The following is a 20,633-nucleotide window of genomic DNA, read 5'->3' as shown; positions in this document are numbered from 1 at the left end:
GACCCGGTGGTATAGCGCTTGCGATCGAGGCGTTGCAGGCGGGTGATAAGCGAAGCAGAAAACATCATTAGCGCCTGCAGCGAGGACCAGGCAGCCCAGCTGTCTGGCGTCTCCCTGAACCAGCTTAGAGCTTGGGATTCGAACTGCTTTTTCTTGCCCAGCTTTAGCGAAGCGAAGGGGGTGCCGTTCGGCCGCATCTACTCGTTCCGCGATATCGTTACGCTTCGCGCGCTGAATGACCTGCGCAATACGAAGCGGATCCCTCTGAGGCATCTGCGCGCAGTTTCCGCCGAACTTGCCCACCTCGGTGACGCAAGGTGGACTGTGACAACTCTATACGTGCTCGGGAAATGGGTCGTGTTCGTCGATCCTCGGACCAAGGTCCGGCAGGAGATCGCCAGTGGCCAGCGCGAGTTCTAAATCCCGCTCCGCGTTGTCATTTCAATCACACGCAAAGCTGTAAAAGAGCGCAATAATCGCGACGAACTCGTCGGCCAAGTGATTGAAGCTCGCTTCGTTGCTCAAAACAAGCCTGTAATTGCCGGGAATCGTGTTTCTGTTGCGGCGATCCGCGACTTTGCCAACGCAGGGTATTCGGCAGCCAAGATTGTAAAAGAATACCTGGACATCACCGTGCGAGATGTCGAAGCAGTACTGTCTTATCTATCGGAGTCGGTCGCCGCCTAATGGTAACTGCGACGATTAGGTTGCAATTTTTCCTCGACAACAATGTCCCCGATTCGATTGGAAAATATCTCCAGCGGCGTGGTCATAGCGTTAAGCGTCAGCGCTTTCCGACCCCTGCTGATTCGCCCGACCCCGTGGTAGCAGTGACTTATCTCAGGACTGGCCGCATTCTGATCACGCAGGACAAGGACTTCAACAGCCAACGTTTTCAACAGGAGCGGTTCGAAAGGTTGAGTCGCATTTCGTTGAGCGGGGCATCTCACACCTTGCTTCCCGCTCTTAAAGAGGATCTCCACCTGATCGAATTACAATGGGCGCATTGCTTGCAGACAAACGCGCCGCGCACGATCGCGTTCGTGAAGCTCGGCAATGTGCGCTTTAGGGCGTGAGCGGACACTAGGCCCGCTCACTCCCGTGAACCGCGCCGTCGGATCCGCCTCGGTCCTTCGCGCGAAGATAACCTTGTCGCTGGGGTGCATGTCCTGCTGCGCCCACCGATCCCAGGCTGGGTGAATGAAGTCGGGCTTCCCTCATATCTGCACAGCCGAAGATATTTGTGGCTCCGGAAGCCGACAAAGTGGAGCGCTGGCTTAATCTCCTCGACCATAACTATCGGGAGCTTACGGATCTGGTTGCGCTTGGGGCGGAGGAACGAAACCCCACCCACGTAGCCGCCGTTCGCGAAGGGGAGATTTCGATGCTATCCGCGTGAGCGCTTCGGATAGTGGCCCGTGGATTCCCGTACCGATGCCGCGATGAGCGGCCATCCTCAATGCCATCTGAATCACTTGTCGCAGTTCCTTCCTCTCGGTTGCTTCGATTAAGTCTTCAAATTGCGCGGCCGATAGCTTCGCCAGAAGCCGCTCGTCCTCTTCATTTCACCCCTGATTTTTTACAATATCTAATAGCACTTCGCGTGGGTCTCGTGGATCCTGATACTCATCGAGCCGGGTTTGGAATACCGCCATGTGCGTCGGGTCGCCTCCCATCCATCCTTAAGCGCGGCGTGCGCGAATTCCGCCGCTTGAAGTCGGGCGTGGCTGCACGGTCGCGATCTCGCTCGGCAATCGGGTCGCGACCCGACTTCGCGAACTTCCCCAGCTCATCGGCCTGCTCCCGAGCTTCAGCGAGCGTGAGATCACGCCGTAGAAGGACCGACAACTTCTCGGACTCTCAGCACCCTTCAGGCGAACGCACCGATAGGTCGACTGAGCCAAGGCCTATATCCTGGCGCATGCCGCCGTGCTGGATGCGCAGGACCCAGGACTTGCCACGGGACGGCTTCACGACGAGACACAGGCCCTTGCCGTCCCCGTGACGACCAGGCTTGGCGTTCTTCACGAAGGCAACGGTTAGCTTACTACAATGGCCCCACATCCGATACCACACTTTAGCGCGGTTACCGGCGAACACTAGCGGAACGTGGCGAAGTTCAAACCGGAACGCAGCGAGAACGCTCAGGGCATTTGCGGTCAGTGGCGAATGTTGGCGAAAATCTACTTATAGTCCTCACAGGGCATCCAGCGACTTCCAAACCTTTCCGCTCTGGGTCGGCCGCCACCACGGCTTGCGGCCGATCGCCCCACGCAATACGGGTGGGGCGTGACTGACGGTGTCCCCAGCGCAGCGGCGGTTGCAGAGGCAGCGCCGCCGCACCGCCGCCCACGCTATTGGCGGCTGGCGGCCGCGGTGCTGGTGCTGCTCGTGGCGATCGTGGCGACCCTGTGGCTGGCGCGCAAACCCGTTGCCGAACATTTCATCGACGATGCGCTCGCCGCGCGCGGGATCCCGGCGCGCTATGAGATCGAACGAATCGGGCTGCGCACGCAGCGGCTGACCAACCTTAGCCTCGGCGACCCGCGCCGCCCCGCTCTGCGCGCGGATTGGGTCGAGGTCGATACCAGCCTGGGCTTTACCGGCGCGAGCGTCAGCGCGATTCGCGTCGGTCCGGTCGCGCTGCGGGCGACGCTTGCGGGCGGGAAGGTCTCGTTCGGCGTGATCGATCGGTTGTTGCCGGCGTCGTCGGGCAAGCCGTTCGCGCTTCCCGCGATCGATCTGGGCGTCGCGGATGGCCGGATCGATCTGGCGACGCCGCATGGTCCGGTCGTGGTGCATCTGACCGGGGCGGGGCGGCTCGATGACGGCTTTGCCGGGACGCTCGGGGCGGCGGCGGCGCGGCTCGATTTCGGCGATTGCCGGTTTGAGGCGGTCGATGCGGTGCTGCAGGTCCAGATCCGCGACGCGCGGCCGAGCCTGGCCGGACCCGTCACGCTCGCGCGTGGCGACTGCGGCGGCGCGCGGGTTCGTTGGGCGCGCGCGGACTTGTCCGCCATGCTCGCAGCGCGGCTCGATAGCGGGCAGGGATCGGCCCGTCTGGCGATCGCGGCGCTCGAGGGCGGCGGGGCGATGCTGCGCAGCGTGGCGGGGACGGTCGATTTCGCCGGGTCTGCCAGCGACGTCGCGGGCCGCGTCGATCTGCAGTCGGGCAATGCGGCGGCCGCCGGAATCAGCGCGTCGCGGACGTCGATTGTCGGGCAGTATCGCTATGCGGGCGGCGGGCTTGCGTTCAATGGGCGCGCGCAAGCCGGTGGCGCGCGGCTGCCGGCCGCGTGGCGCGCGGGGCTCGATCCATGGCGCAATGCGGGGGTGGGGACACCCGTCGGGCCGATCGTCGCGCGCGCGGTCGATGCGCTACGTGCGGCGGCACGGTCGGGCGATCTCGACGCGCGCTTTTCGACGATTATCAATCCGGGGCGCGGGCAGGTGCTCGTCTCGCGGCTCGGCTTCGCGGCGGCATCGGGCGCGCGGGCGACGCTCGCGGGCGGGGAGGGCCTGTTGTATCGCTGGCCGGGGGGCGTGCGCATCGACAGCAGCATGACGGTGAGCGGCGGCGGCCTGCCGAGCGCGCAGTTCCGCTTACGGCAGGCCGGGTTCGGCGCGCCGCTGACCGGCCGCGCCATCGTCGCGGCCTATGCGGCGGGCAGCGCACGATTGGCGCTGTCGCCGATCGATTTTACCGCAACCGGCACCGGCGTGACGCACATCACGACGCGGGTCGCGCTCAGCGGGCCGATCGGCACCGGCCAGGTGACCGCGCTCAGCCTTCCGCTCGACGCGCGCTGGGACGGCGGCGCTCGACTGACGCTCAACCCCGCCTGCGCGCCGCTCGCGTTCGAGCGGCTGCAGACGGGCGGGCTCGATCTGCCGCGCTCGAGCGTGACGCTGTGCCCGCGCGATGGGGCGCTGTTCCGGCTCGAGCAGGGCGCGATACGCGGGGGCGGGGCGATTGGGCCGGTTCGCCTAGCCGGGCGGCTCGGCGCGGCGCCGGCTGCCGTGACGCTCGAGCATGGCGAATGGCTGCTGGGTGCGCGGCGCTTCACCGCCGCCGGGCTCGGCGTTCGACTGGGGACGCCCGAGCGTCAGACGCGTCTCGATGTCGCGACGCTTAGCGGGAGCCTGACGGCTGCGGGGTTCGCGGGCAGCTTCGACGGCGCGGGCGGCCAGATGGGCGCGGTGCCGCTCTTGCTGTCATCGGCCGCCGGAAACTGGCGGTTCGCGGCGAATCGGCTGGCGCTCGACGGCGGCCTGATGGTTGCCGACAGCGCTGCCGACCCGCGCTTCAAGCCGCTCGCTGCACGCAGCGTCGCGCTGACGCTTGTGGGGAACGCGATCACCGCGACCGGCACGCTGTTCGAACCGACCAAGGCCGTCAGGATCGCCGACGTCGCGATCGCGCACGATCTTGGCAGCGGGGCGGGCCATGCCGATCTCACCGTTCCCGGCATCACCTTCGGTCCGCAATTCCAGCCCGACCAGCTGACGCTGCTGACGTACGGCGTGATCGCCAATGTCGTCGGCACCGTGTCGGGCGCGGGGCATATCCGCTGGACGCCTCAAGCGTTGACGAGCGACGGCGTGTTCCGCACCCCCGGCACCGATCTCGCCGCCGCGTTCGGCCCGGCGACGGGGATTGCGGGCGAGATCCACTTCACCGACCTGCTCGCGCTCGAAAGTGCGCCGGGGCAGGTCGCGACGATCAAGACGCTCAACCCGGGGATCGCGGTCAATGACGGCGTGGTGCGCTATCAATTGCTGCGCGGTACGCGGATCGCGGTCGAGCAGGGGCGCTGGCCGTTCGCGCGAGGTGCTCTGACACTAGACCCGACGGTGCTCGATTTCGGCAGCGCGCAGGAGCGTCGGCTGACCTTCAGGGTCGCCGGGATGCAGGCCGATGAGTTTCTCCAGCAGTTCGACTTCAAGAATCTCAACGCGACGGGGGTGTTCGACGGGTCGCTGCCGATGGTGTTCGATGCGACCGGCGGGCGGATCGAGGGCGGCACGCTCGTCGTGCAGCCGGGCGGAGGAACGGTCGCCTATGTCGGCGAGCTGACGCAGAAGGATGTCGGCTTCTGGGGCAATTTCGCGTTCCGGGCGTTGAAGTCACTGCGCTATCGCAGCCTCGAGATCGTGATGAACGGTCCGCTCGCGGGCGAGATGATCACCCAGGTGCGTTTCGCCGGGATCGGGCAGGGGGCGGGCGCCAAGCGCAACTTCCTGTTCGACCGGCTGCAGAAGCTGCCCTTGGTGTTCAACGTCAAGATCACCGCGCCCTTCCGCCAGCTGATCGATTCGGCGCAGAGCTTCTATGATCCGCGGCGCCTGATCGAGCGCAATCTGCCCTCCTTGCTCGAGGAGCAGAGCAAGCGCGCGGCTCCCCCCATTCAGCCTTCCGACAGCAGGATCGTGCCATGACCGAAACAGCATTGACGAAGACCGCAGATCGCCCGACCACGACGCCGATGAGCAGGATTTTGAGGCTGACCGCGCTGGCGGTGTGTTGGGTGCCGGGCGGCTGCGTCACGGTGACCGCGCCCGACAAGCCGATCGTCATCAACCTGAACATCAGCGTGACGCAGGAAGTGGTCTATCGTCTCGATGGTCAGGCGAAGAGTTTGATCCAGTCCAAACCGGGGATTTTCTGATGGCACGCATGGTCTTGAAGATGGTTTTGGCGCTGGCGGTGTTCGGCAGCGCGTCCGCGGCGCTCGCGCAGCGCGACCCGGCCTATCAGGCGGCGCGCTCGGCGGGCGAGGTCGGCGAGCAGCCCGACGGTTATCTCGGCGTGGTCGGCAGCGCGAGCCCGGCGGTGCGTGCGCTGGTCAACAACATCAACATCCAGCGCAAGGCCGCCTATACGCAGCAGAGCGCGAGCTCGGGCGCGACGGTCGAGCAGTTCGCCTTCACCAGCGGCTGCAACCTGATCGGCCAGACCGCGCCGGGCGAGAAGTACAAGGGGCCTGATGGCCAGTGGAAGACGCGGGGCGCTGGGGCTCCGGAGCGCGATTCGCGCTGTATTTGACCCGCCGTCACCCCGGGCTCGTCCCGGGGTCCACTGAGCCGCGCGTATTGCGGCTGGTGCGTGTGAGGCACGGTGGACCCCGGGACGAGCCCGGGGTGACGTGGGGGGGCGAGCGCTAGTCCGCGACGGTCCCGATCACCTGCGCTGCAAAGCGCTCCATTTCCTCTTCCTGCGGGCTCATCTGGAGCAGCAGCAGGTCGAGCCCCGCCGCCTCATATTCGGCGATCCGCTCCTTGAGCTGCTCGGGCGTGCCGACCAGATTGGGCCGCAACCCCCGGTTCGACACCGCATATTCCTGCAGCTTGAGTTCGCGCTCCAACTGCGTGCCCGATAGCCACTGGTCGAAATTGGCATAGCCCGCCGGCAGATCTGTGACGGTGGTGATCCGCGCGAGCTCGCGCCGCGCCTCGGCCTCGCTGTCACGGACGATCGCATAGGCGGCCATGCCGTACTGCATCGGCGCGCCACCGGCGGCTTCGCGCCGCGCCGCCATGTCGGCGATCTTCGGCGCGATCGCCTCGACCGGGTCGCCGTGCATGACATAGGCGTCGCAGCGCGCGGCGATCATCGCCTTGGCCTTCTCGCTCTCGCCGCCGGCATAGATGACCGGCTTGTGCGCGGGCTTGGGCGCGCAGATCGCCTGCTCGGTCTGGTAGAACTGGCCCGTGAAGTCGAAGCGCTCCTGGGTCCACAGTCCATCGACCACCTGCAGCCACTCGTCGGTGCGCGCGTAGCGATCGTCATGCTGGTCGAACTGCAGACCGTATTGCTTCGCTTCGTCGGCCCACCAGGACGAGACGACGTTGAGTGCGAGCCGCCCGCCCGAAATCTGGTCGATGTTCGCCGCCGCCTTGGCGAACAGCGCAGGGTGGTGGAAGTTCGGCCGCACCGCGACCATCAGCTCGATCGTCTCGGTAACCGCGGCGAGCGCGGCGGCGGTCGACCAGGCGTCGAGCGCGGGCTGCTCGATTCCCTTGATGTCGTTGAGGTTGAGCTCGGCGATCAGCGTCAGGTCGTACCCGATCTGCTCGGCGCGCTGCGTGAGGCGCTTGGCGTACGCCCAGCTCGCCTCGGGCTCGTCGGCGACATTGCGCAGCCAGCCGCCGAACACCGGCATCCAGAAACCGTAGCGCATCACAGGGCCCCCAGTCGGGCGAGCAGATAGTCGACCAGCTGGTCGTGCGGATCGTAGCCGAGCACGTCGTGCGGCTTGGCGACGAAGTTCGACAGCGCGTTGATGTCGTAGAAGCGTGGAAGTCCGTCGCGGTCGTCGATCATCACCTCGATCCCGCCGACGTCGAGATCGACCGCGTGCGCGATCCGTTCGGCGGCGTCGCGCAAGGCGGGGCCGGGGTCGGTCGCGACCATCGCGATAGGCGCGGCATCGTCGACGCAGGCGTCGGCCGGGCACAGATCGAACGCGCCGCCCCCCGCAATGTCGAGCGCGTAGAGGAATTTGCGGTCGAGCGTCTCGATCCGCGTGACGCGGCCGTCACGTGCGGGGACGTAATCCTGCACCAGCAATACGCCATCGACGCTGCTCGGCAATTCACCCGCCTCGACCGCGTAGCGCAGCTCGGCGAGATTATCGAAGCGCGTGATCCCCGCGCCCGATCCACCGATATTGGCCTTTACGACCAGCGGGAAGCCGATCGCCTGCGCCGCCGCGACGACGTCCGCCCCACGGTGGACGACGCGCGTCGCCGGGATCGCCAGGCCGAGCGAGGCGATCAGCGACAATTGCCGCGCCTTCGACGAGTCGATCGCGAGCACTTCGGGCCCGTTGACGATCGTCGCGCCGCCGCGCCGCCAATGGTCGAGCAACGCGGTCGCATAGAAGATCGGATGTTCGCTCGCGCGCAGGAAGCTCGACATCGCGATCCGGTTGAACACCAGCCGCGCGGGCGGGGTCGTGTCTGCGGGATCGAACGCGCCGTCGGGCGTCACCGCGACATAATCGACGCCGCGCCGGTCGAGCGCTGCGAACAGGGGCGTGAACCAGGCGGGATGCTCGTAGAGGATCGCGAGATCGGCCATGTTACTTCGCCTCGGCGAGCGCGGCCTTCGCGGCGGCGCTGGTCCAGTCCATCCCGCCGGTGCTGCGCCATACCTCGTGGCCGGTCGAATCGAACAGGATGCTCATCGGCAGGCTGGCATTGTACGCGAGGCTGAAGCCCAATTCCTTGTCGAGATACGGCTGGAGCCGCGTGAACTTTTCTTTGGCGAAGAAGGTGGCGACAGTCGGGCGGTCCTTGTCCTGGCTGATCGGCAGAACGGTGATCGTCGCGGCGGCCTGGTCGAGCGTCGGCATCTCCTTGACGCACGGCCCGCACCACGTTGCCCACAGGTTGACGAGCAGCGGCTTGCCCTTGAACGCGGCGAGGCTGGTCTTCTTCCCCGTCGGGTCCTCGAACGAAAGCGTCGGCGCGGCCTCGCCCTTGTGGCTGCGATCGATCTTGCTGGCCTCGGCCGGGGGCGTAGCGGCGGCGGGCGCGGTGGTGTTCGCTGCGACCTCCGCTTGCCCGTTGGACGAGACTTGCTTATCGCACCCGGCAAGCACGAGCAGCAGGACCGAAGCGATCACCGAGCGAAACAACATGGGCACGTCCAATGCGATGTGGGGTGGGCGCTTCGCCGAGGGTCCGGCCGCGGTTATGCGGTCGATAAATGCCTCGATCCCGTTCGACAAGCGGCTCTGGCGGCAGGATATCGCCGGGTCGAAGGCGCATGTCGCGATGCTCGGCGCGACCGGAATCGTTGCGCCCGACGATGCATCGGCGATTTCCGCGGGTCTCGACGTGGTCGCGGCGCATTACGAGGCGCACGGCGTCGCCGAGGATATGGCGCTCGAAGATATTCACATGCAGAGCGAGTCGCGGCTCGCCGCGGCGATCGGCCCGGTCGCCGGGCGGCTCCACACCGCGCGCTCGCGCAACGATCAGGTCGCGACCGATTTCAAGCTGTGGGTGCGCGATGCGATCGACGAGGTCGAGACCGCGCTCGCCGCCTTCCAGGACGCGCTGCTGACACGCGCCGAAGAGCATGCCGATAGCGTGATGCCCGGCTTCACGCATTTGCAGAGCGCGCAGCCGGTGACGCTCGGCCATCATCTGATGGCGTATCACGAGATGATCGCGCGCGACCGCAGCCGCTTCGCCGATGCGCGCAAGCGGATGAACCTGTCGCCGCTCGGCTCGGCGGCGCTGGCGGGGACGGGCTTCCCGATCGACCGCGAGATGACCGCGGCGGCGCTCGGCTTCGACGGCCCGACGCGCAACTCGCTCGACGGTGTGTCCGACCGCGATTTCGCGATCGAATATCTGACTTGCGCGACGCAATGTTCGCTGCACCTGTCGCGGCTGGCCGAGGAATTCGTGCTCTGGGCGTCGCAGCCGTTCGGCTTCGTCGCTTTGTCGGATCAATGGTCGACCGGCAGCTCGATCATGCCGCAGAAGCGCAACCCCGACGCCGCTGAGCTGGTGCGCGGCCATGCGGGGCGCATCCTCGGCTGCATGACGGCGCTGATGGTGACGATGAAGGGCCTGCCGCTCGCCTATTCGAAGGACATGCAGGACGACAAGCCGCCGGTGTTCGAGGCGCACGATCTGCTCGGCCTGTCGATCGCGGCGATGACCGGGATGGTCGAGAGCGCGACCTTCCGCACCACACGGATGCGCGAAGTGGCGGAGGCGGGTTTTGCCACCGCAACCGATCTCGCCGACTGGCTGGTGCGCGAAGCCGGCGTGCCGTTCCGCGAGGCGCATCACATCACCGGCCAGGCGGTCGCGCGCGCCGAGGCGCTCGGGCTCAAGCTCGATGCGCTGCCGCTGACCGCTTTGCAGGCGATCGACAGCCGGATCGACGAGCGCGTCTATGACGTGCTGTCGGTCGATGCCTCGGTCGCCAGCCGCGTGAGTTTCGGCGGCACCGCGCCGGTCCGGGTCCGCGCGGCGATCGCGGCGGCGCGTGGGAGGAAGACGGCATGAAGCACGGTCTGGCTCTGGGGTTCTGCGTGGCGCTGTTGCTCGCCGGATGCGGTGCGGCGTCGAGCTTGAAACCGGCCGAGGGGAGATCGCTCCCCGTCGCGCCGTACGGCGCGAAAGAAACGCCGACCCCCGCGCAGCTGCTCAAACCGACCAACCAGGAACGGCCGCTGCGCAGCGACGAGGTGCTCACCAATTCCGCGGAACGCCGGAGCGACGAGTTCAGCCTTCCGCCTCCCAACTGACAGGCTTTCATTCGATGGATCATTTTTCGCTCGTCGACGGCGCGCTGCACTGTGAGGGCGTGCCGCTCGCGGCGATTGCCGAAGCGGTCGGCACGCCGGTCTATGTCTATTCGTCCGCGATGTTCGAGCAGAACGCGCGCGCCTTCCGCGAAGGGCTGGCGGGGGCGGGCGACGTCCACCTCGCTTATGCGATCAAGGCCAACCCCAATCTCGGCGTGCTGCGCGTGCTCGCGAAGGCCGGCTATGGCGCCGATGTCGTCTCGGGCGGCGAGCTCGCGCGTGCGCTGGCGGCGGGGATCCCGGCCGCCGATATCGTCTTCTCAGGGGTCGGAAAGACCGACGCCGAGTTGAACGCCGCGCTCGACGTCGGGCTCGGCCAGTTCAACCTCGAGCTCGAGGAAGAGGGCGTCGTGCTCGCCCAGATCGCCGCCGCGCGGGGGCTGCGCGCCGATGCGACGCTGCGCGTCAATCCCGACGTCGATGCCGGTACGCATGCTAAGATCTCGACCGGCAAGCGCGAGAACAAGTTCGGCGTGCCGATCGACCAGGCGCCCGCGATCTTCGCGCGGCTCGCGGCATTGCCCGGGCTCGCGATGCGCGGCGTGGCGATGCATATCGGCAGCCAGTTGAGCGAGCTCGGCCCGCTCGAGGCGGCCTATGCGCGGATCGGCGCGCTGGTCGCCGAACTGCGCGCCGCCGGCCATCCGATCGAGCGCGTCGATCTCGGCGGTGGGCTCGGCATTCCGTATCGCGCGGGCGAGACCTTCCCGAGTCCCGTGGAATATGGCGCGATGGTCGCGCGCGTGACCAAGGATTGGGGCGTCCGGCTGATGTTCGAACCCGGCCGCTTCATCGCCGGCAATGCCGGGGTACTGCTGACCGAGGTGATCTGGGTCAAGCCGGGCGTACCGACACCCTATGTCATCGTCGACGCCGCAATGAACGATCTCGCGCGGCCCGCAATGTACGACGCGTGGCACGATTTCGCCGCGGTCCGCCCGACCGGCGAGCGGATGACCGCCAATATCGCCGGGCCGGTGTGCGAGACCGGCGACACCTTCGCGATGGGACGCGATATCGACGTGGTGAAGCGTGGCGACCTCGCGATCTTCCGCACCGCTGGCGCGTATGGCGCGACGATGTCGTCGACCTACAACAGCCGCGCCTGGGTGGCAGAGGTGCTCGTCGATGGCGACCGCTTCGCCGTCGTCGCCGACCGCATCCTGCCCGAGACGGTGCTCGCCGCCGAGCGCGTTCCCGAATGGCTGAAGCCCGAAGCGTCCGCGGCGTGAGCCTGCACAGCCTGCCGCTGTTCGTGCGGCTGGCGGGCCGGCCGGTGATGCTGCTCGGCGAAGGCGAGCCGGCCGATGCGAAACGCCGGCTGCTCGAACGCGCGGGTGCGGTGATCGTCGGCGAGGAGGCTAGCGCCGCGCTCGCGATCGTCGCGATCGAGGATGAGGCCGAGGCGCAGGCGGCGATTGCCCGCCTTCAGGCGCGCGGCGTGCTGATCAACGCGGTCGACCGGCCCGATCGCTGTGATTTCACGCTGCCCGCGATCATCGACCGCAGCCCGGTGCTGATCGCGATCGGCACTGGCGGCGCGTCGGCGGGCCTTGCGGCGGCGCTGCGCCAGCGGCTCGAGGCGCTGCTCCCCGCGACGCTCGGGCCGCTTGCCGACCGGCTCTACGCCTTGCGCGCGGCGATCCGGCTCGCGTTCCCGGCGCTCGATACGCGGCGCCGTGCGCTGGGCGCCGCTTTCGCGCAAGGGGGCGCGCTCGATCCGCTCGCGGCACCGCCCGAGGCGGTCGAGACGTGGCTGGCGACGCCCACCGCACCGATCGACCGGCTCGTCCCGCTGCGGCTGCGCTCGGCCGATCCCGACGATCTGACGCTCGGCGAGGCACGCGCGCTTGCGCTTGCCGATCGGATCTACGCCCCCGCGCACGTACCCGCCGCGATCCTTGACCGCGCGCGCGCCGATGCGGTGCGGATCCTCTGCGACACGCCGCCCGTTACGCGCGAAGCGGGGCTGACGATTTGGGTGGAATGGGCATGAGTGGATTTGCGTACCGGGTCGCCGACGGCAAGGCCGAACGCGTCGAAATCGCCAAGGCGCTCGAGACGCCGGGCGATCTCATCTGGGTGCATCTCACCAGCAATAACGAGCAGGCGCAGGCGTGGCTGAGCGATGTCGCCAAGGTCCCCGGCTATGTCGTCGACGCGCTGACCACGAGCGAGTCGCGGCCGCGCTGTGAGGCGCTCGGCGACGGCGCGTTCCTCAATCTGCGCGGCCGATCGAACGAGGCGATGACGACCTCGGACCCGCTCGCGTCGCTACGCATCTGGGCGATGGCGGGGCGGGTGATCTCGGTGACGCGGCGCTCGGTCACTGCGGTCGACGACGTCATCAAGCAGATCGAAGGCGGCACGATCCGCGATCCCGGCGATCTGATCGCCGAGTTCGCGGTGGCGATCACCGAGGAGCTCGATCCCGAGGTCGCCGATCTCGGCGACAGCCTCGACGATTGCGAGGCCGATCTCGACGGCGACAAGGTGTTCGAACTGCGCCGCGGCGTCACCAAGGTGCGCGTCGCCGCAATCGGCTATCGCCGCTTCCTGACACCACAGCGCGCCGCGCTCGAAAAGCTCGCCTCGCTGCCGTGCGACTGGCTGCAGGACGACGATCGGTTGCACCTCGCCTCCGCCGCCGATCGTGCTGCGCGGATGGCCGAGGAGTTGGAGGCGATCCGCGAACGCTCGGCACTGATGCACGAGGCGCTGACCGACCTGCGCGCCGAACAGATCGATTCGCGCTCGCTGCTGATCTCGATCGTCGCGCTGATCTTCCTGCCGCTGACCTTCCTCACCGGGCTGTACGGGATGAACGTCGAAGGGCTGCCGTTCGCCAAGGAGCCCTGGGCGTTCGACGTGATCGGCGGGATCTGCATCGCGATCACGCTCGGCATCATCGGATATTTCTCGGCGAAGCGCTGGTTCGGCTGAGACCGGCGGCCTGTCGGGTCGGCGTGCGCTTCAGGCCGCGCGGACCGAGCGCCAGGCCTGGCCGATCTCCTCGAGCGTATCGGCGACTTCGCGGAACGGCTGCGGGTCGTGGCCGATCGCGGCGTTGACGACGGTATGGCGCGTGCCGGCATAGAGTTTGGCGAGCGCCGGGGCGACCGTCCCGCCCGCCGCGAAATCGAGCCCGGCCTCAAGCGCGAACAGGATCGCGGTGGCGCGCGTCACCTTGTCGCTCTTCATCGCATATTTGCCGTTCTCGGCCGCCCAGGCGGCGCCGCGCAAAGCGCGGATCGCTTCGTCGTAGAGCAGCTGCACCAGTGCCGGGCCATCGGCCTGGGCGGTCTGCCCGGCAAGCTCGATCTGGCGGTAGGTCGCTTCGGGATTGCGGCAGAGGGCCGTCGCGTAAGCGAGGCTCATCAGCTGCTCTTGTTCCACTGGTCGATCTGGCTCTGCAACGAGCTCGCGCTCGCTTTATAAGCCGCGACGATCGCGTCGGACGCGGCATATTGCTTGGTCAGCCGCTCCTGATAGGCGGCGGTGTCGGTCGCCACCTTCGCCTCGGCATCGGTCACCTTGGCGAGCTTGGCGGTGTAGAGCGCCGTGCTGCCGACGAGCCCGGTGCTCTCGGTCTGGCCGTTGATGACCACCTTGTTGTTGGTCGCCGCGGTAGTGATTGCGCTCAGCGCAGCGGCGAGGCCGCCTCCGCTCGCGCCGGTGCCATTGGCGAACAGCGCCTCGACCGCGGCAGGGGTCTGGAGCAGGGCGGTGTTGAGCTTGGCCGAATCGACGCTGAGCGTGCCGTCCTTGTTGGTGCTGACGCCGATCGAGGCGAGATTGACGGGGTCGCCGGGCGCCGCGTCGCTCGACAGCGTGGTCAGCGTCAGTCCGCGCAGCGAGCGCATCAGATTGGTCGCGTTATAATCGTTGCGGAGCGGGCCGTTCGTGGCGTCGGTCTCGGTCTTGAGCTCGGCCAGCACCTCATTGTAGGTCGTGACGAAATTGCTTACCGCCTGGCCGATCCCATCGGTCGGCGTCGTGCTGCCGAGTGTGACCGGCTTGACGGCACTGCCGCTGCCTGCCCCCGGCGAGACGCCGGTGAGCGTCAGTTTCACGCCTGGGACCAGGTCGCTGATCGTGTTGCTCGCGCGGTCGACCGTCACCCCGTCGACGGTCAGATTGGCATTGCCGGCGGCGGTGTTGATCTTGGCCGCATTGCTCGCGCCACCCACGTTCAATTGCGCAAGGGTGCCGGTCCCGCTGAGCGTGAAGGCTTGGGCCTTTCCGGTCGGCCCCTTCAACGCCAGATAGGTCGCGCCGTCGACGTCGCTCACCACGGTCGCGGTCAGGCCCTTGCCGCTGGCGTTGATCGACTTGGCGACATCGGCGAGCGATGCGCCTTGCGCGATCGAAATCGAGATCGGGTCGGTGGGATTGGTCAGCGACGCGACCGTGTCGTCGGACGCCGTGCCGAAGGTCAGCGTCAGCGTGCCCGTGTCGAAGGTCGGCGCGCCGCTTGGAAAGCTCGCCGTCGCGGTCTGCGCCGTGGCGAGCTTGTTGACCGTGACCTGGGTCGACAGGCCGGACAGTTTCGCGCCGGGCAGCGCGGTGGCGGTCAGCACGCCCGAATCCGAGCTGGTCGGCTGCGTCGCCAGCGACCCGCCGGTGACGAGCGAGCTCAGCGCCGAGGAGAAGCTGGTGATCGCGCTCTGGACCTTGGCGACCGAGGAGATTTGCGCGTTGAGCGCGGTGTCCTGCGCGCTGAGCGAAGCGTTCTTGGCGGAAAATTGCGCCTCGACCAGCTGCTTGACCAGGGCGGCGGTATCGACCCCCGAGCCGGCGCCGAGCGATGAGAGGATCGACGAGCCCGATACCGAAGTCGTCGTAGAGGTCGTCGTCATCGTAATACCCCAGAAGTGCGCATCTCAAGGAACGGCGAAACCGCCGAGAAATTTAGCTTTCTTTCACGCCATTCTCGTCGAAGCGCGCACTTGGCGGGACCTGCACCGACGGTGGCAGCGCGGCGGCGCCCGCCTGGCTGTTGAGCCCGAAGACGAAGGCGAGGATGGTGGCGAGCGCGACGTAGAGATCGTCGCGGACTTCCTGCCCCTCGCGGCTGGTGTAATAGACCGCGCGCGCCAGAGACGGATATTCGAGCACCGGCACGCGTGCCTCGGCGCCGAGCTCGCGGATCGCGAGCGCGATCACGCCGCGGCCCTTGGCGACGACGACGGGGACCTGGTCGGTCTCGCGATTGTAGCGCAAAGCGACCGCGAAATGCGTCGGGTTGGTGAGGATGACATGCGCCTCGCTCACCGCGCCGCGCATCGAGCGTTTCGACATCTCGCGCTGGCGTTGGCGCATCGCGCCCTTCGCCTCGGGCGAGCCTTCGCTCTCCTTATGCTCGTCGCGCAGATCCTGTTTCGACATGCGCAACTTGCGCAGCAGCTGGATAATCTGCAGCGGCACGTCGATCCCGGCGATGACGACGAGCCCGCCCGCCATCGCGAACAGCACGCCGGTAAAGGTGCTGCCGAGCACGCCGACCGCGGTGCCGATATTGGTCGAGGCGAGCCCGATCGTCGCATGCGCGACCTGGTCGAGCATGTGCCAGCCGATCGCGCCGAGCAGGACGACCTTGAGCAGCGACTTGCCGAGCTCGATCCACCCTTGAGGGCCGAAGATCCGCTTGAGCCCCGACGCCGGATTGATCCGCGCCGCCTTGGGCGCGAGCAGCGAGCCGTTGAAGCTGAGATGGCCGAGCCCCGCCTGGCTCACGATCGCCGCGACGATCGTCAGCGCAAGCAGCGAGATCACCGACGGCGCGAGCTTCCAGCCGCTCTGGATGAGCGGGCGGAAGGGTGAGAAATCCTCGATGTCGCGATGGTCGAACGCGAAGCTCGACATCATCACCTCTTTGCACGCGCCGACCAGCGACGGGCCCATAAAGGCGAGCCAGCCGCAGCCGGCGAGCATCATCAATGCGGTGGCGAGTTCGCGGGATTTGAGGACGTCGCCCTTTTCGGCCGCATCGCGTTTGCGCTTGGCGGTTGGGGCTTCTGTCTTTTCGCCATATTCGTCTGCCATCAGCCGAGCACCAGCGATTGCGTCGCGGCCAGGCCCTCATCGATGATGACGAGCAGATAATCGCCCATCGCCGGGAAGCCGAGCGCAAGCGCGACGACGCCGACGGCGAGACTCGCCGGGAGCCCCACCGCAAACAGGTTGAGCGACGGCGCCGAGCGCGAGATCATCCCGACGATGAGGTTGAGGCACAGCAGGAGGAAGCCGACCGGGAGCGCGAGCAGGAGTCCCGCGAGGAAGGTGTAGCCGCCGAAAAAGGCGATATTCTCGAGCTGCTGGGGTTTCAGCCAGGCGCCGCCGGGCGGGAGCGCGACATAGCTCTTCACGATCATCTCGACGAGGATCAGGTGGCCGTTGACGCTGAGGAACAGCAGCGTGAGCATCATCGAGAAGAACTGGCCGAGCGCTGGGGTCGACTTGCCGTTCTGCGGGTCGATTGCCGAGGCAAAGCCGATGCCCATCGAGGTGCCGATCAGTTCGCTCGCGATCATCGGTGCGGCAAAGGCGATCTGCAGCACGAAGCCGAGCGCGAGCCCGACCAGCGCTTCCGCGGCGACCGCAAGGATCGTCGCGAGTGCGAAGACGTGTTCGGGCGGGGTGATCGGGTGAGCGGTCAGCACGAGCACGCCGATCGCGCCCGACAGCGTGACGCGCACGACGAGCGGGATCCCGACGGCGCTGAACACGGGGGCGGCGACGAAGGCGGCACCGACGCGGACCATCACGAAGATCAGCGCCCAGAGTTGCGGTTCGATCGACAGGCCGAAGCCTAAGGGACTCAAATCCCCCTCCCGCTTGCGAGTTCGAGGTCGGTCATGCCCCCGGCATGACCTGAACGATGCGGGGCATCGTTCACCTCGAACTGGGTTAGGGGTGGGAATGACCTGGAACCATGCGATGCGCTTGCGACAGGCCCTCCCCCAGCTCCTCCCGCAAGCGGGAGGGGAGCAGAAGGGCAGACCCCTCCCGCAAGCGGGAGGGGGGAAGAAGGGCGCAAGCCCTCGATCATCGCACCAGATCCGGGATCCGCTCGAAGATCCCCAACGTGAAATCGCACAGCAGTCCAAGGATCAAGCTGCCGAACACCGCCAGCGACACCGCAACGACGATCAGCTTGGGCACGAACGACAGCGTCTGTTCGTTGATCGACGTTGCCGCCTGGATCATGCCGGTGATGAGCCCCGCGAGCAGAGCAGGAATGAGGATCGGTGCCGAGGCGAGCGCGAGCACCCACATCGTCTGGTTGGCGATCGTCAGGAAATAGTCCGCGTCCATCGGCTCAGTTCACGAACGAGTTTGCGAGCGAGCCCATCGTCAGCGCCCAGCCATCGACCAGCACGAACAGGAGCAGCTTGAACGGCATCGAGATGATCGTCGGAGAGAGCATCATCATGCCAAGCGACATCAGCACGGTCGCGACGACGAGATCGATCACGATGAACGGCAGGAACACGAGAAACCCGATCTGGAACGCGGTCTTGAGCTCGCTCGTCACGAAGGCGGGGAGCAGCACCGAGAACGGGATCTGCTCGGCATTCTGATACGGCCCGCTCTTGGCGATGCCGGCGAACATCGTGATGTCCTTCTTGCGCGTCTGCTTGGTCATAAAGGCGTGGAGCGGGACGCCGGCCGCCTTGATCATGTCGGTCGCGCCGATCTTGTTGGCGGCATAGGGCTGGATCGCGCTTGCGTTGATCTGGTTGATCGTCGGCGCCATCACGAAGAACGAAAGGAAGAGCGCGAGCCCGATCAGCACCTGGTTGGGTGGGGTCTGCTGGAGGCCCATCGCCTGGCGCACGATCGACAGCACGATGATGATCCGCGTGAAGCTCGTCATCATCAACAGGATGCCGGGCAGGATCGTCAGCAGCCCCATGACGATGAGCAGCTGCAGCGACAGCGCGAGCGGCGCATTGCCGCCGCCGAGATCCTTCAGCGCGCGGTCGGCGGCATCGCCGGCACCCGGTGCGGGCGGGGTGGCAAGCGGTGCGGCCTGCGCGAAGGCAGGATGCGCGACGATCAGCGCGAAGACGATGCCGAGCACGACGAGCGCGATCTTGCCCCACGGCGCAACGCGCGGCGCTGGCGCCTTGATCAGCGTGGGCCCCGAGCCCTTGCGAACGACCTTGACGCTCATTTGCCGTCGCCGCGATCGAGCAGCGACACGCCGGTGCGGCTGACCGAGACGAGCAGCTTGCGCCCCTCGAAATCGAGCACCGCGACGCGCACGCTCGGCGAGATCATCATCGTCTCGACGACCTTGAGCATCCGGTTGGATGGCTGCCCCGGCATGCGCGACTCGAGCTTGCGCCACGCATAGAGGCAGCCGATCATCAGCCCGCAGACGAGCGGCAGCAGCACGACGAGCTTTAGGATATACGACCACATCATGGCGTCAGCCCCGCTTTTCAGGGCTGACCAGCTCGGTCATGCGCACGCCGAAATGATCGCCGACCATCACCACCTCGCCGCGCCCGATGAGCGTGCCGTTGACGAGCACGTCGAGCAGTTCGTTGGCTTGGCGGTCGAGCTCGATCACGCTGGTTTCGCCGAGTGCGAGCAGTTCGCGCAGCGTCAGCGAGGTCGAGCCGATCTCGACGGTCAATTTGACGTCGACATCCTGCAGCAGCCGGAAATTGGCCGCCAGGCTGGTATCGACGGAGAAACCGCCGCTCATCTCGCTCATTGCAGTCCACCCCTGAGATCACGTTCTAAATCGTTCGAAATTGTCGTCAGCCGGATCGCGGCCTTGCCGTTCGACGTGCCGACCGTCCCCGCCCCGAGCCGGTCGCCCCCGACCATCACCGGCACATCCTGACCGACGGTGATCGGGATCACGTCGCCGGCCTTGAGGTCCATCAGCAGCTGCAGCGAGACCATCGGCTCGGCGAGCACCGAGCGAACCTCGAAGCGCACGTCCATCACCGCGCGGGTGAGACTGTTGCGCCACGCCGGATCGGGCTCGGCGGTCTTGTGGACCTTGCCGGTGAGCGACGGGCCGTGCGGCTTCAACGCCGCGACCGGATAGAGCAGGTCGAGGAACACCGGCTTGGCGGTGCCGACCGCGATGCCGAAGCGCGTGATCACCACGGCGTCGTCGACATCGAGCTCGGGGATCAGCGACGGGTTCGCCTCGACATGGCCGGGGGTGAACTCGATCCGCGCGAGCGGCTCCCACGCCGCCTGCATCGGCAGCGCGAGCATCGCGCCGAGCCGCGTCATCATCGCTTCGGCGGCCGGCGTGAATTCGCTGCCCACGTCGTTCGACACCGCACCGGTGCCGCCGAAGAACAGATCGAGCAGTTCGAGCACGAAGCGCCCGTCGAGCACCGCGAGCGCCTGGCCCGAGGGCAGCGCGCCCGCAGACGCCATCGTCAGCGGCAGCCATGCGGTCAGCCCGTCGGGGCGTTCCGCGCGGTAATCGGCAAGCCGCTGGACGACGAGCGGCTCGGCCCAGGTGCGGCATTCGCGGCGCAGCAGCGGCTCGAACACGGCGCGCACGCCGCGCGCGAGCCGCGCCGAGAGATGCTGCACCGTGTGCAGATCGCCGAACGGGTTGAGATTGGCGACCCCGAGCGTCGCATGCGCGGCCTCGCGGCGCGGACGTTCGCGCCGGTCGCTTGCTGCGTGCTGAAGGTCTTCGTTAACCATGCCTCACTGAACAACAAAATTGGTAAAGTAAACGTTACCAACGCCTCCGAAACCTTCCTTCTCCTTCAGCGTGTCGTTGATCGCCTTGGCCAGCCGACGCTGAAGCATCTGCTTGCCATTGCTCGAGAAAACCTGTTCCTCGGTGGTGTCGCCGAGCGCCATCAGGATCGATGAGCGGACTGCGATTTCGTTGGTCTTGATGTTCTCGACCACCGTGTCGTCGTAAGGAGTCGACACTGCGATGCCGACCTGGACGAAGTGGACGCTGTCCTGGAGGTTGGAGGTGAACTCCTTGTCCATCGCATAATAATTGGAGGCATATTTGTCGCCGCCGGTGCCCGTCGGGGGCTTGTGGCCGCCTTCCTTGGCTTCGCCGCCTTCGCCCGAGCCAGCGCGCTTCTGCTCGGCCTTGGGGACGAGCCGCGGACCGGTTGGTTCGGCTGCGCCCTTGCCGCCGCCGATCAATCCGGCGTTCATCGCATAGAGCGCGCCGCCGACGCCGCCGCCGACGAGCACGAGCGCGCCGACGACGAGCAGCACGATCTTCATCATCCCGCCCTTCTTCTTTTTGGGCTTGTCTTCGACGATGTCACTCATGGTCTCTGC

Annotated in this window: 25 protein-coding genes; 11 read left to right on the top strand and 14 right to left on the bottom strand. The window is 66.9% G+C overall.

The genetic code is table 11. The features are described from left to right. Positions 1 to 42: 42 nt before the first annotated feature. The 3 genes from EAH76_RS16830 to EAH76_RS23995 all read left to right on the top strand — a co-directional run bounded on the left by EAH76_RS16830 (position 43) and on the right by EAH76_RS23995 (position 1,076). Positions 43 to 420 carry a MerR family transcriptional regulator gene (locus EAH76_RS16830; RefSeq protein WP_161989079.1) on the top strand — a complete coding sequence of 126 codons (378 nt, stop codon included), beginning with the start codon at positions 43 to 45 and terminating at the stop codon, positions 418 to 420. Between the two features lie 78 nt (positions 421 to 498). After that, entirely contained in the window at positions 499 to 687 is a 189-nt protein-coding gene (locus EAH76_RS16825; RefSeq protein ID WP_161989078.1) for a DUF433 domain-containing protein, read from the top strand. Then, complete coding sequence (locus EAH76_RS23995) at positions 687 to 1,076, top strand: DUF5615 family PIN-like protein (RefSeq protein ID WP_161989077.1); 390 nt, start codon at positions 687 to 689, stop codon at positions 1,074 to 1,076. Before EAH76_RS16825 ends, EAH76_RS23995 begins: the two co-directional genes overlap by 1 nt. A 784-nt stretch (positions 1,077 to 1,860) precedes the next feature. Here EAH76_RS23995 and EAH76_RS24870 read toward each other — a convergent pair. After that, positions 1,861 to 2,064, bottom strand: a complete 204-nt coding sequence (locus EAH76_RS24870; protein WP_431357998.1) for an Arm DNA-binding domain-containing protein — start codon at positions 2,062 to 2,064, stop codon at positions 1,861 to 1,863. A gap of 225 nt (positions 2,065 to 2,289) precedes the next feature. Here EAH76_RS24870 and EAH76_RS16815 point away from each other — a divergent pair, with 225 nt between their 5' ends. Genes EAH76_RS16815 through EAH76_RS16805 form a run of 3 tightly spaced genes read left to right on the top strand, consistent with a single transcriptional unit; the run spans position 2,290 to position 6,046 of the window. Beyond that, positions 2,290 to 5,439 carry an intermembrane phospholipid transport protein YdbH family protein gene (locus tag EAH76_RS16815; RefSeq protein ID WP_241659758.1) on the top strand — a complete coding sequence of 1,050 codons (3,150 nt, stop codon included), beginning with the start codon at positions 2,290 to 2,292 and terminating at the stop codon, positions 5,437 to 5,439. Then, positions 5,436 to 5,669 (top strand): YnbE family lipoprotein, encoded by a 234-nt coding sequence (locus tag EAH76_RS16810; protein ID WP_194151026.1) that lies wholly within the window; start codon positions 5,436 to 5,438, stop codon positions 5,667 to 5,669. Before EAH76_RS16815 ends, EAH76_RS16810 begins: the two co-directional genes overlap by 4 nt. Next, a complete protein-coding gene (locus tag EAH76_RS16805) occupies positions 5,669 to 6,046 on the top strand; it encodes a YdbL family protein (protein ID WP_140851434.1) in 378 nt (125 codons plus the stop codon). The genes EAH76_RS16810 and EAH76_RS16805 overlap by 1 nt, the downstream gene beginning before the upstream one ends. A gap of 115 nt (positions 6,047 to 6,161) precedes the next feature. Here EAH76_RS16805 and EAH76_RS16800 read toward each other — a convergent pair whose 3' ends face one another. Genes EAH76_RS16800 through EAH76_RS16790 form a run of 3 tightly spaced genes read right to left on the bottom strand, consistent with a single transcriptional unit; the run spans position 6,162 to position 8,645 of the window. Beyond that, complete coding sequence (locus EAH76_RS16800; RefSeq protein ID WP_140851433.1) at positions 6,162 to 7,181, bottom strand: LLM class flavin-dependent oxidoreductase; 1,020 nt, start codon at positions 7,179 to 7,181, stop codon at positions 6,162 to 6,164. Further along, positions 7,181 to 8,083, bottom strand: a complete 903-nt coding sequence (locus EAH76_RS16795) for an ATP-grasp domain-containing protein (protein WP_140851432.1) — start codon at positions 8,081 to 8,083, stop codon at positions 7,181 to 7,183. Before EAH76_RS16795 ends, EAH76_RS16800 begins: the two co-directional genes overlap by 1 nt. Before the next feature lies 1 nt (position 8,084). Next, on the bottom strand, positions 8,085 to 8,645 hold the full coding sequence (locus EAH76_RS16790; RefSeq protein ID WP_140851532.1) for a TlpA family protein disulfide reductase: 561 nt from the start codon (positions 8,643 to 8,645) through the stop codon (positions 8,085 to 8,087). Positions 8,646 to 8,661: 16 nt separating this feature from the next. On the opposite strand from EAH76_RS16790, the gene argH reads away from it, so the two are divergent. From argH to EAH76_RS16765, 5 genes are read left to right on the top strand one after another with little or no spacing between them, the layout of a single operon-like run. After that, a complete protein-coding gene (gene argH, locus EAH76_RS16785; RefSeq protein WP_140851533.1) occupies positions 8,662 to 10,032 on the top strand; it encodes an argininosuccinate lyase in 1,371 nt (456 codons plus the stop codon). Next, positions 10,029 to 10,274, top strand: a complete 246-nt coding sequence (locus tag EAH76_RS16780; protein WP_140851431.1) for a hypothetical protein — start codon at positions 10,029 to 10,031, stop codon at positions 10,272 to 10,274. The genes argH and EAH76_RS16780 overlap by 4 nt, the downstream gene beginning before the upstream one ends. Before the next feature lie 14 nt (positions 10,275 to 10,288). Continuing rightward, positions 10,289 to 11,566, top strand: coding sequence for a diaminopimelate decarboxylase (lysA, locus tag EAH76_RS16775; protein ID WP_140851430.1), 1,278 nt, complete (start codon positions 10,289 to 10,291; stop codon positions 11,564 to 11,566). Next, positions 11,536 to 12,330, top strand: coding sequence for a precorrin-2 dehydrogenase/sirohydrochlorin ferrochelatase family protein (locus EAH76_RS16770; RefSeq protein WP_241659757.1), 795 nt, complete (start codon positions 11,536 to 11,538; stop codon positions 12,328 to 12,330). Before lysA ends, EAH76_RS16770 begins: the two co-directional genes overlap by 31 nt. Beyond that, positions 12,327 to 13,277 carry a zinc transporter ZntB gene (locus tag EAH76_RS16765; RefSeq protein ID WP_140851429.1) on the top strand — a complete coding sequence of 317 codons (951 nt, stop codon included), beginning with the start codon at positions 12,327 to 12,329 and terminating at the stop codon, positions 13,275 to 13,277. Before EAH76_RS16770 ends, EAH76_RS16765 begins: the two co-directional genes overlap by 4 nt. 30 nt (positions 13,278 to 13,307) lie before the next feature. On the opposite strand, the gene EAH76_RS16760 is transcribed toward EAH76_RS16765, so the two are convergent. The 10 genes from EAH76_RS16760 to EAH76_RS16715 form a co-directional block, all read right to left on the bottom strand. After that, a complete protein-coding gene (locus EAH76_RS16760) occupies positions 13,308 to 13,712 on the bottom strand; it encodes a flagellar protein FliS (RefSeq protein WP_140851428.1) in 405 nt (134 codons plus the stop codon). Beyond that, complete coding sequence (gene fliD / locus EAH76_RS16755) at positions 13,712 to 15,193, bottom strand: flagellar filament capping protein FliD (RefSeq protein ID WP_140851427.1); 1,482 nt, start codon at positions 15,191 to 15,193, stop codon at positions 13,712 to 13,714. The genes EAH76_RS16760 and fliD overlap by 1 nt, the downstream gene beginning before the upstream one ends. Positions 15,194 to 15,245: 52 nt before the next feature. Beyond that, positions 15,246 to 16,379 carry an EscU/YscU/HrcU family type III secretion system export apparatus switch protein gene (locus EAH76_RS16750; RefSeq protein WP_140851426.1) on the bottom strand — a complete coding sequence of 378 codons (1,134 nt, stop codon included), beginning with the start codon at positions 16,377 to 16,379 and terminating at the stop codon, positions 15,246 to 15,248. Beyond that, entirely contained in the window at positions 16,379 to 17,158 is a 780-nt protein-coding gene (gene fliR, locus EAH76_RS16745) for a flagellar biosynthetic protein FliR (protein WP_140851425.1), read from the bottom strand. Before fliR ends, EAH76_RS16750 begins: the two co-directional genes overlap by 1 nt. 223 nt (positions 17,159 to 17,381) lie before the next feature. Continuing rightward, a complete protein-coding gene (gene fliQ / locus EAH76_RS16740; RefSeq protein ID WP_140851424.1) occupies positions 17,382 to 17,651 on the bottom strand; it encodes a flagellar biosynthesis protein FliQ in 270 nt (89 codons plus the stop codon). Positions 17,652 to 17,655: 4 nt separating this feature from the next. Beyond that, positions 17,656 to 18,513, bottom strand: coding sequence for a flagellar type III secretion system pore protein FliP (gene fliP, locus EAH76_RS16735; protein WP_140851423.1), 858 nt, complete (start codon positions 18,511 to 18,513; stop codon positions 17,656 to 17,658). Continuing rightward, the gene (locus EAH76_RS16730) at positions 18,510 to 18,767 is read right to left on the bottom strand and encodes a flagellar biosynthetic protein FliO (protein ID WP_140851422.1); all 258 of its coding nucleotides are present in this window, start codon (positions 18,765 to 18,767) and stop codon (positions 18,510 to 18,512) included. The genes fliP and EAH76_RS16730 overlap by 4 nt, the downstream gene beginning before the upstream one ends. 4 nt (positions 18,768 to 18,771) lie before the next feature. Then, a complete protein-coding gene (gene fliN / locus EAH76_RS16725; protein ID WP_140851421.1) occupies positions 18,772 to 19,062 on the bottom strand; it encodes a flagellar motor switch protein FliN in 291 nt (96 codons plus the stop codon). After that, positions 19,059 to 20,027 (bottom strand): flagellar motor switch protein FliM, encoded by a 969-nt coding sequence (locus EAH76_RS16720; RefSeq protein WP_140851420.1) that lies wholly within the window; start codon positions 20,025 to 20,027, stop codon positions 19,059 to 19,061. Before EAH76_RS16720 ends, fliN begins: the two co-directional genes overlap by 4 nt. 3 nt (positions 20,028 to 20,030) lie before the next feature. Next, positions 20,031 to 20,624 (bottom strand): flagellar basal body-associated FliL family protein, encoded by a 594-nt coding sequence (locus EAH76_RS16715; protein ID WP_140851419.1) that lies wholly within the window; start codon positions 20,622 to 20,624, stop codon positions 20,031 to 20,033. Between the last annotated feature and the right edge of the window lie 9 nt (positions 20,625 to 20,633).

The sequence above is a fragment of the Sphingomonas glacialis genome, assembly GCF_006439055.1.
GTDB lineage: Bacteria > Pseudomonadota > Alphaproteobacteria > Sphingomonadales > Sphingomonadaceae > Sphingomonas > Sphingomonas glacialis_A.
Note: the sequence above shows the minus strand (reverse complement) of the source record. Positions and strands in the feature narration are given on the sequence as shown.

Bases quoted from the DNA above. Each gene is read 5' to 3' on its own strand.
- EAH76_RS23995 (WP_161989077.1), top strand. From the start codon at position 687: ATGGTAACTGCGACGATTAGGTTGCAATTTTTCCTCGACAACAATGTC.
- EAH76_RS24870 (WP_431357998.1), bottom strand. From the start codon at position 2,064: ATGTGGGGCCATTGTAGTAAGCTAACCGTTGCCTTCGTGAAGAACGCC.
- EAH76_RS16810 (WP_194151026.1), top strand. From the start codon at position 5,436: ATGACCGAAACAGCATTGACGAAGACCGCAGATCGCCCGACCACGACG.
- EAH76_RS16805 (WP_140851434.1), top strand. From the start codon at position 5,669: ATGGCACGCATGGTCTTGAAGATGGTTTTGGCGCTGGCGGTGTTCGGC.
- EAH76_RS16800 (WP_140851433.1), bottom strand. From the start codon at position 7,181: ATGCGCTACGGTTTCTGGATGCCGGTGTTCGGCGGCTGGCTGCGCAAT.
- EAH76_RS16795 (WP_140851432.1), bottom strand. From the start codon at position 8,083: ATGGCCGATCTCGCGATCCTCTACGAGCATCCCGCCTGGTTCACGCCC.
- EAH76_RS16790 (WP_140851532.1), bottom strand. From the start codon at position 8,645: ATGTTGTTTCGCTCGGTGATCGCTTCGGTCCTGCTGCTCGTGCTTGCC.
- argH (WP_140851533.1), top strand. From the start codon at position 8,662: ATGTGGGGTGGGCGCTTCGCCGAGGGTCCGGCCGCGGTTATGCGGTCG.
- EAH76_RS16780 (WP_140851431.1), top strand. From the start codon at position 10,029: ATGAAGCACGGTCTGGCTCTGGGGTTCTGCGTGGCGCTGTTGCTCGCC.
- lysA (WP_140851430.1), top strand. From the start codon at position 10,289: ATGGATCATTTTTCGCTCGTCGACGGCGCGCTGCACTGTGAGGGCGTG.
- EAH76_RS16770 (WP_241659757.1), top strand. From the start codon at position 11,536: ATGGCTGAAGCCCGAAGCGTCCGCGGCGTGAGCCTGCACAGCCTGCCG.
- EAH76_RS16765 (WP_140851429.1), top strand. From the start codon at position 12,327: ATGAGTGGATTTGCGTACCGGGTCGCCGACGGCAAGGCCGAACGCGTC.
- EAH76_RS16760 (WP_140851428.1), bottom strand. From the start codon at position 13,712: ATGAGCCTCGCTTACGCGACGGCCCTCTGCCGCAATCCCGAAGCGACC.
- fliD (WP_140851427.1), bottom strand. From the start codon at position 15,193: ATGACGACGACCTCTACGACGACTTCGGTATCGGGCTCGTCGATCCTC.
- EAH76_RS16750 (WP_140851426.1), bottom strand. From the start codon at position 16,379: ATGGCAGACGAATATGGCGAAAAGACAGAAGCCCCAACCGCCAAGCGC.
- fliQ (WP_140851424.1), bottom strand. From the start codon at position 17,651: ATGGACGCGGACTATTTCCTGACGATCGCCAACCAGACGATGTGGGTG.
- fliP (WP_140851423.1), bottom strand. From the start codon at position 18,513: ATGAGCGTCAAGGTCGTTCGCAAGGGCTCGGGGCCCACGCTGATCAAG.
- EAH76_RS16730 (WP_140851422.1), bottom strand. From the start codon at position 18,767: ATGATGTGGTCGTATATCCTAAAGCTCGTCGTGCTGCTGCCGCTCGTC.
- fliN (WP_140851421.1), bottom strand. From the start codon at position 19,062: ATGAGCGAGATGAGCGGCGGTTTCTCCGTCGATACCAGCCTGGCGGCC.
- EAH76_RS16720 (WP_140851420.1), bottom strand. From the start codon at position 20,027: ATGGTTAACGAAGACCTTCAGCACGCAGCAAGCGACCGGCGCGAACGT.
- EAH76_RS16715 (WP_140851419.1), bottom strand. From the start codon at position 20,624: ATGAGTGACATCGTCGAAGACAAGCCCAAAAAGAAGAAGGGCGGGATG.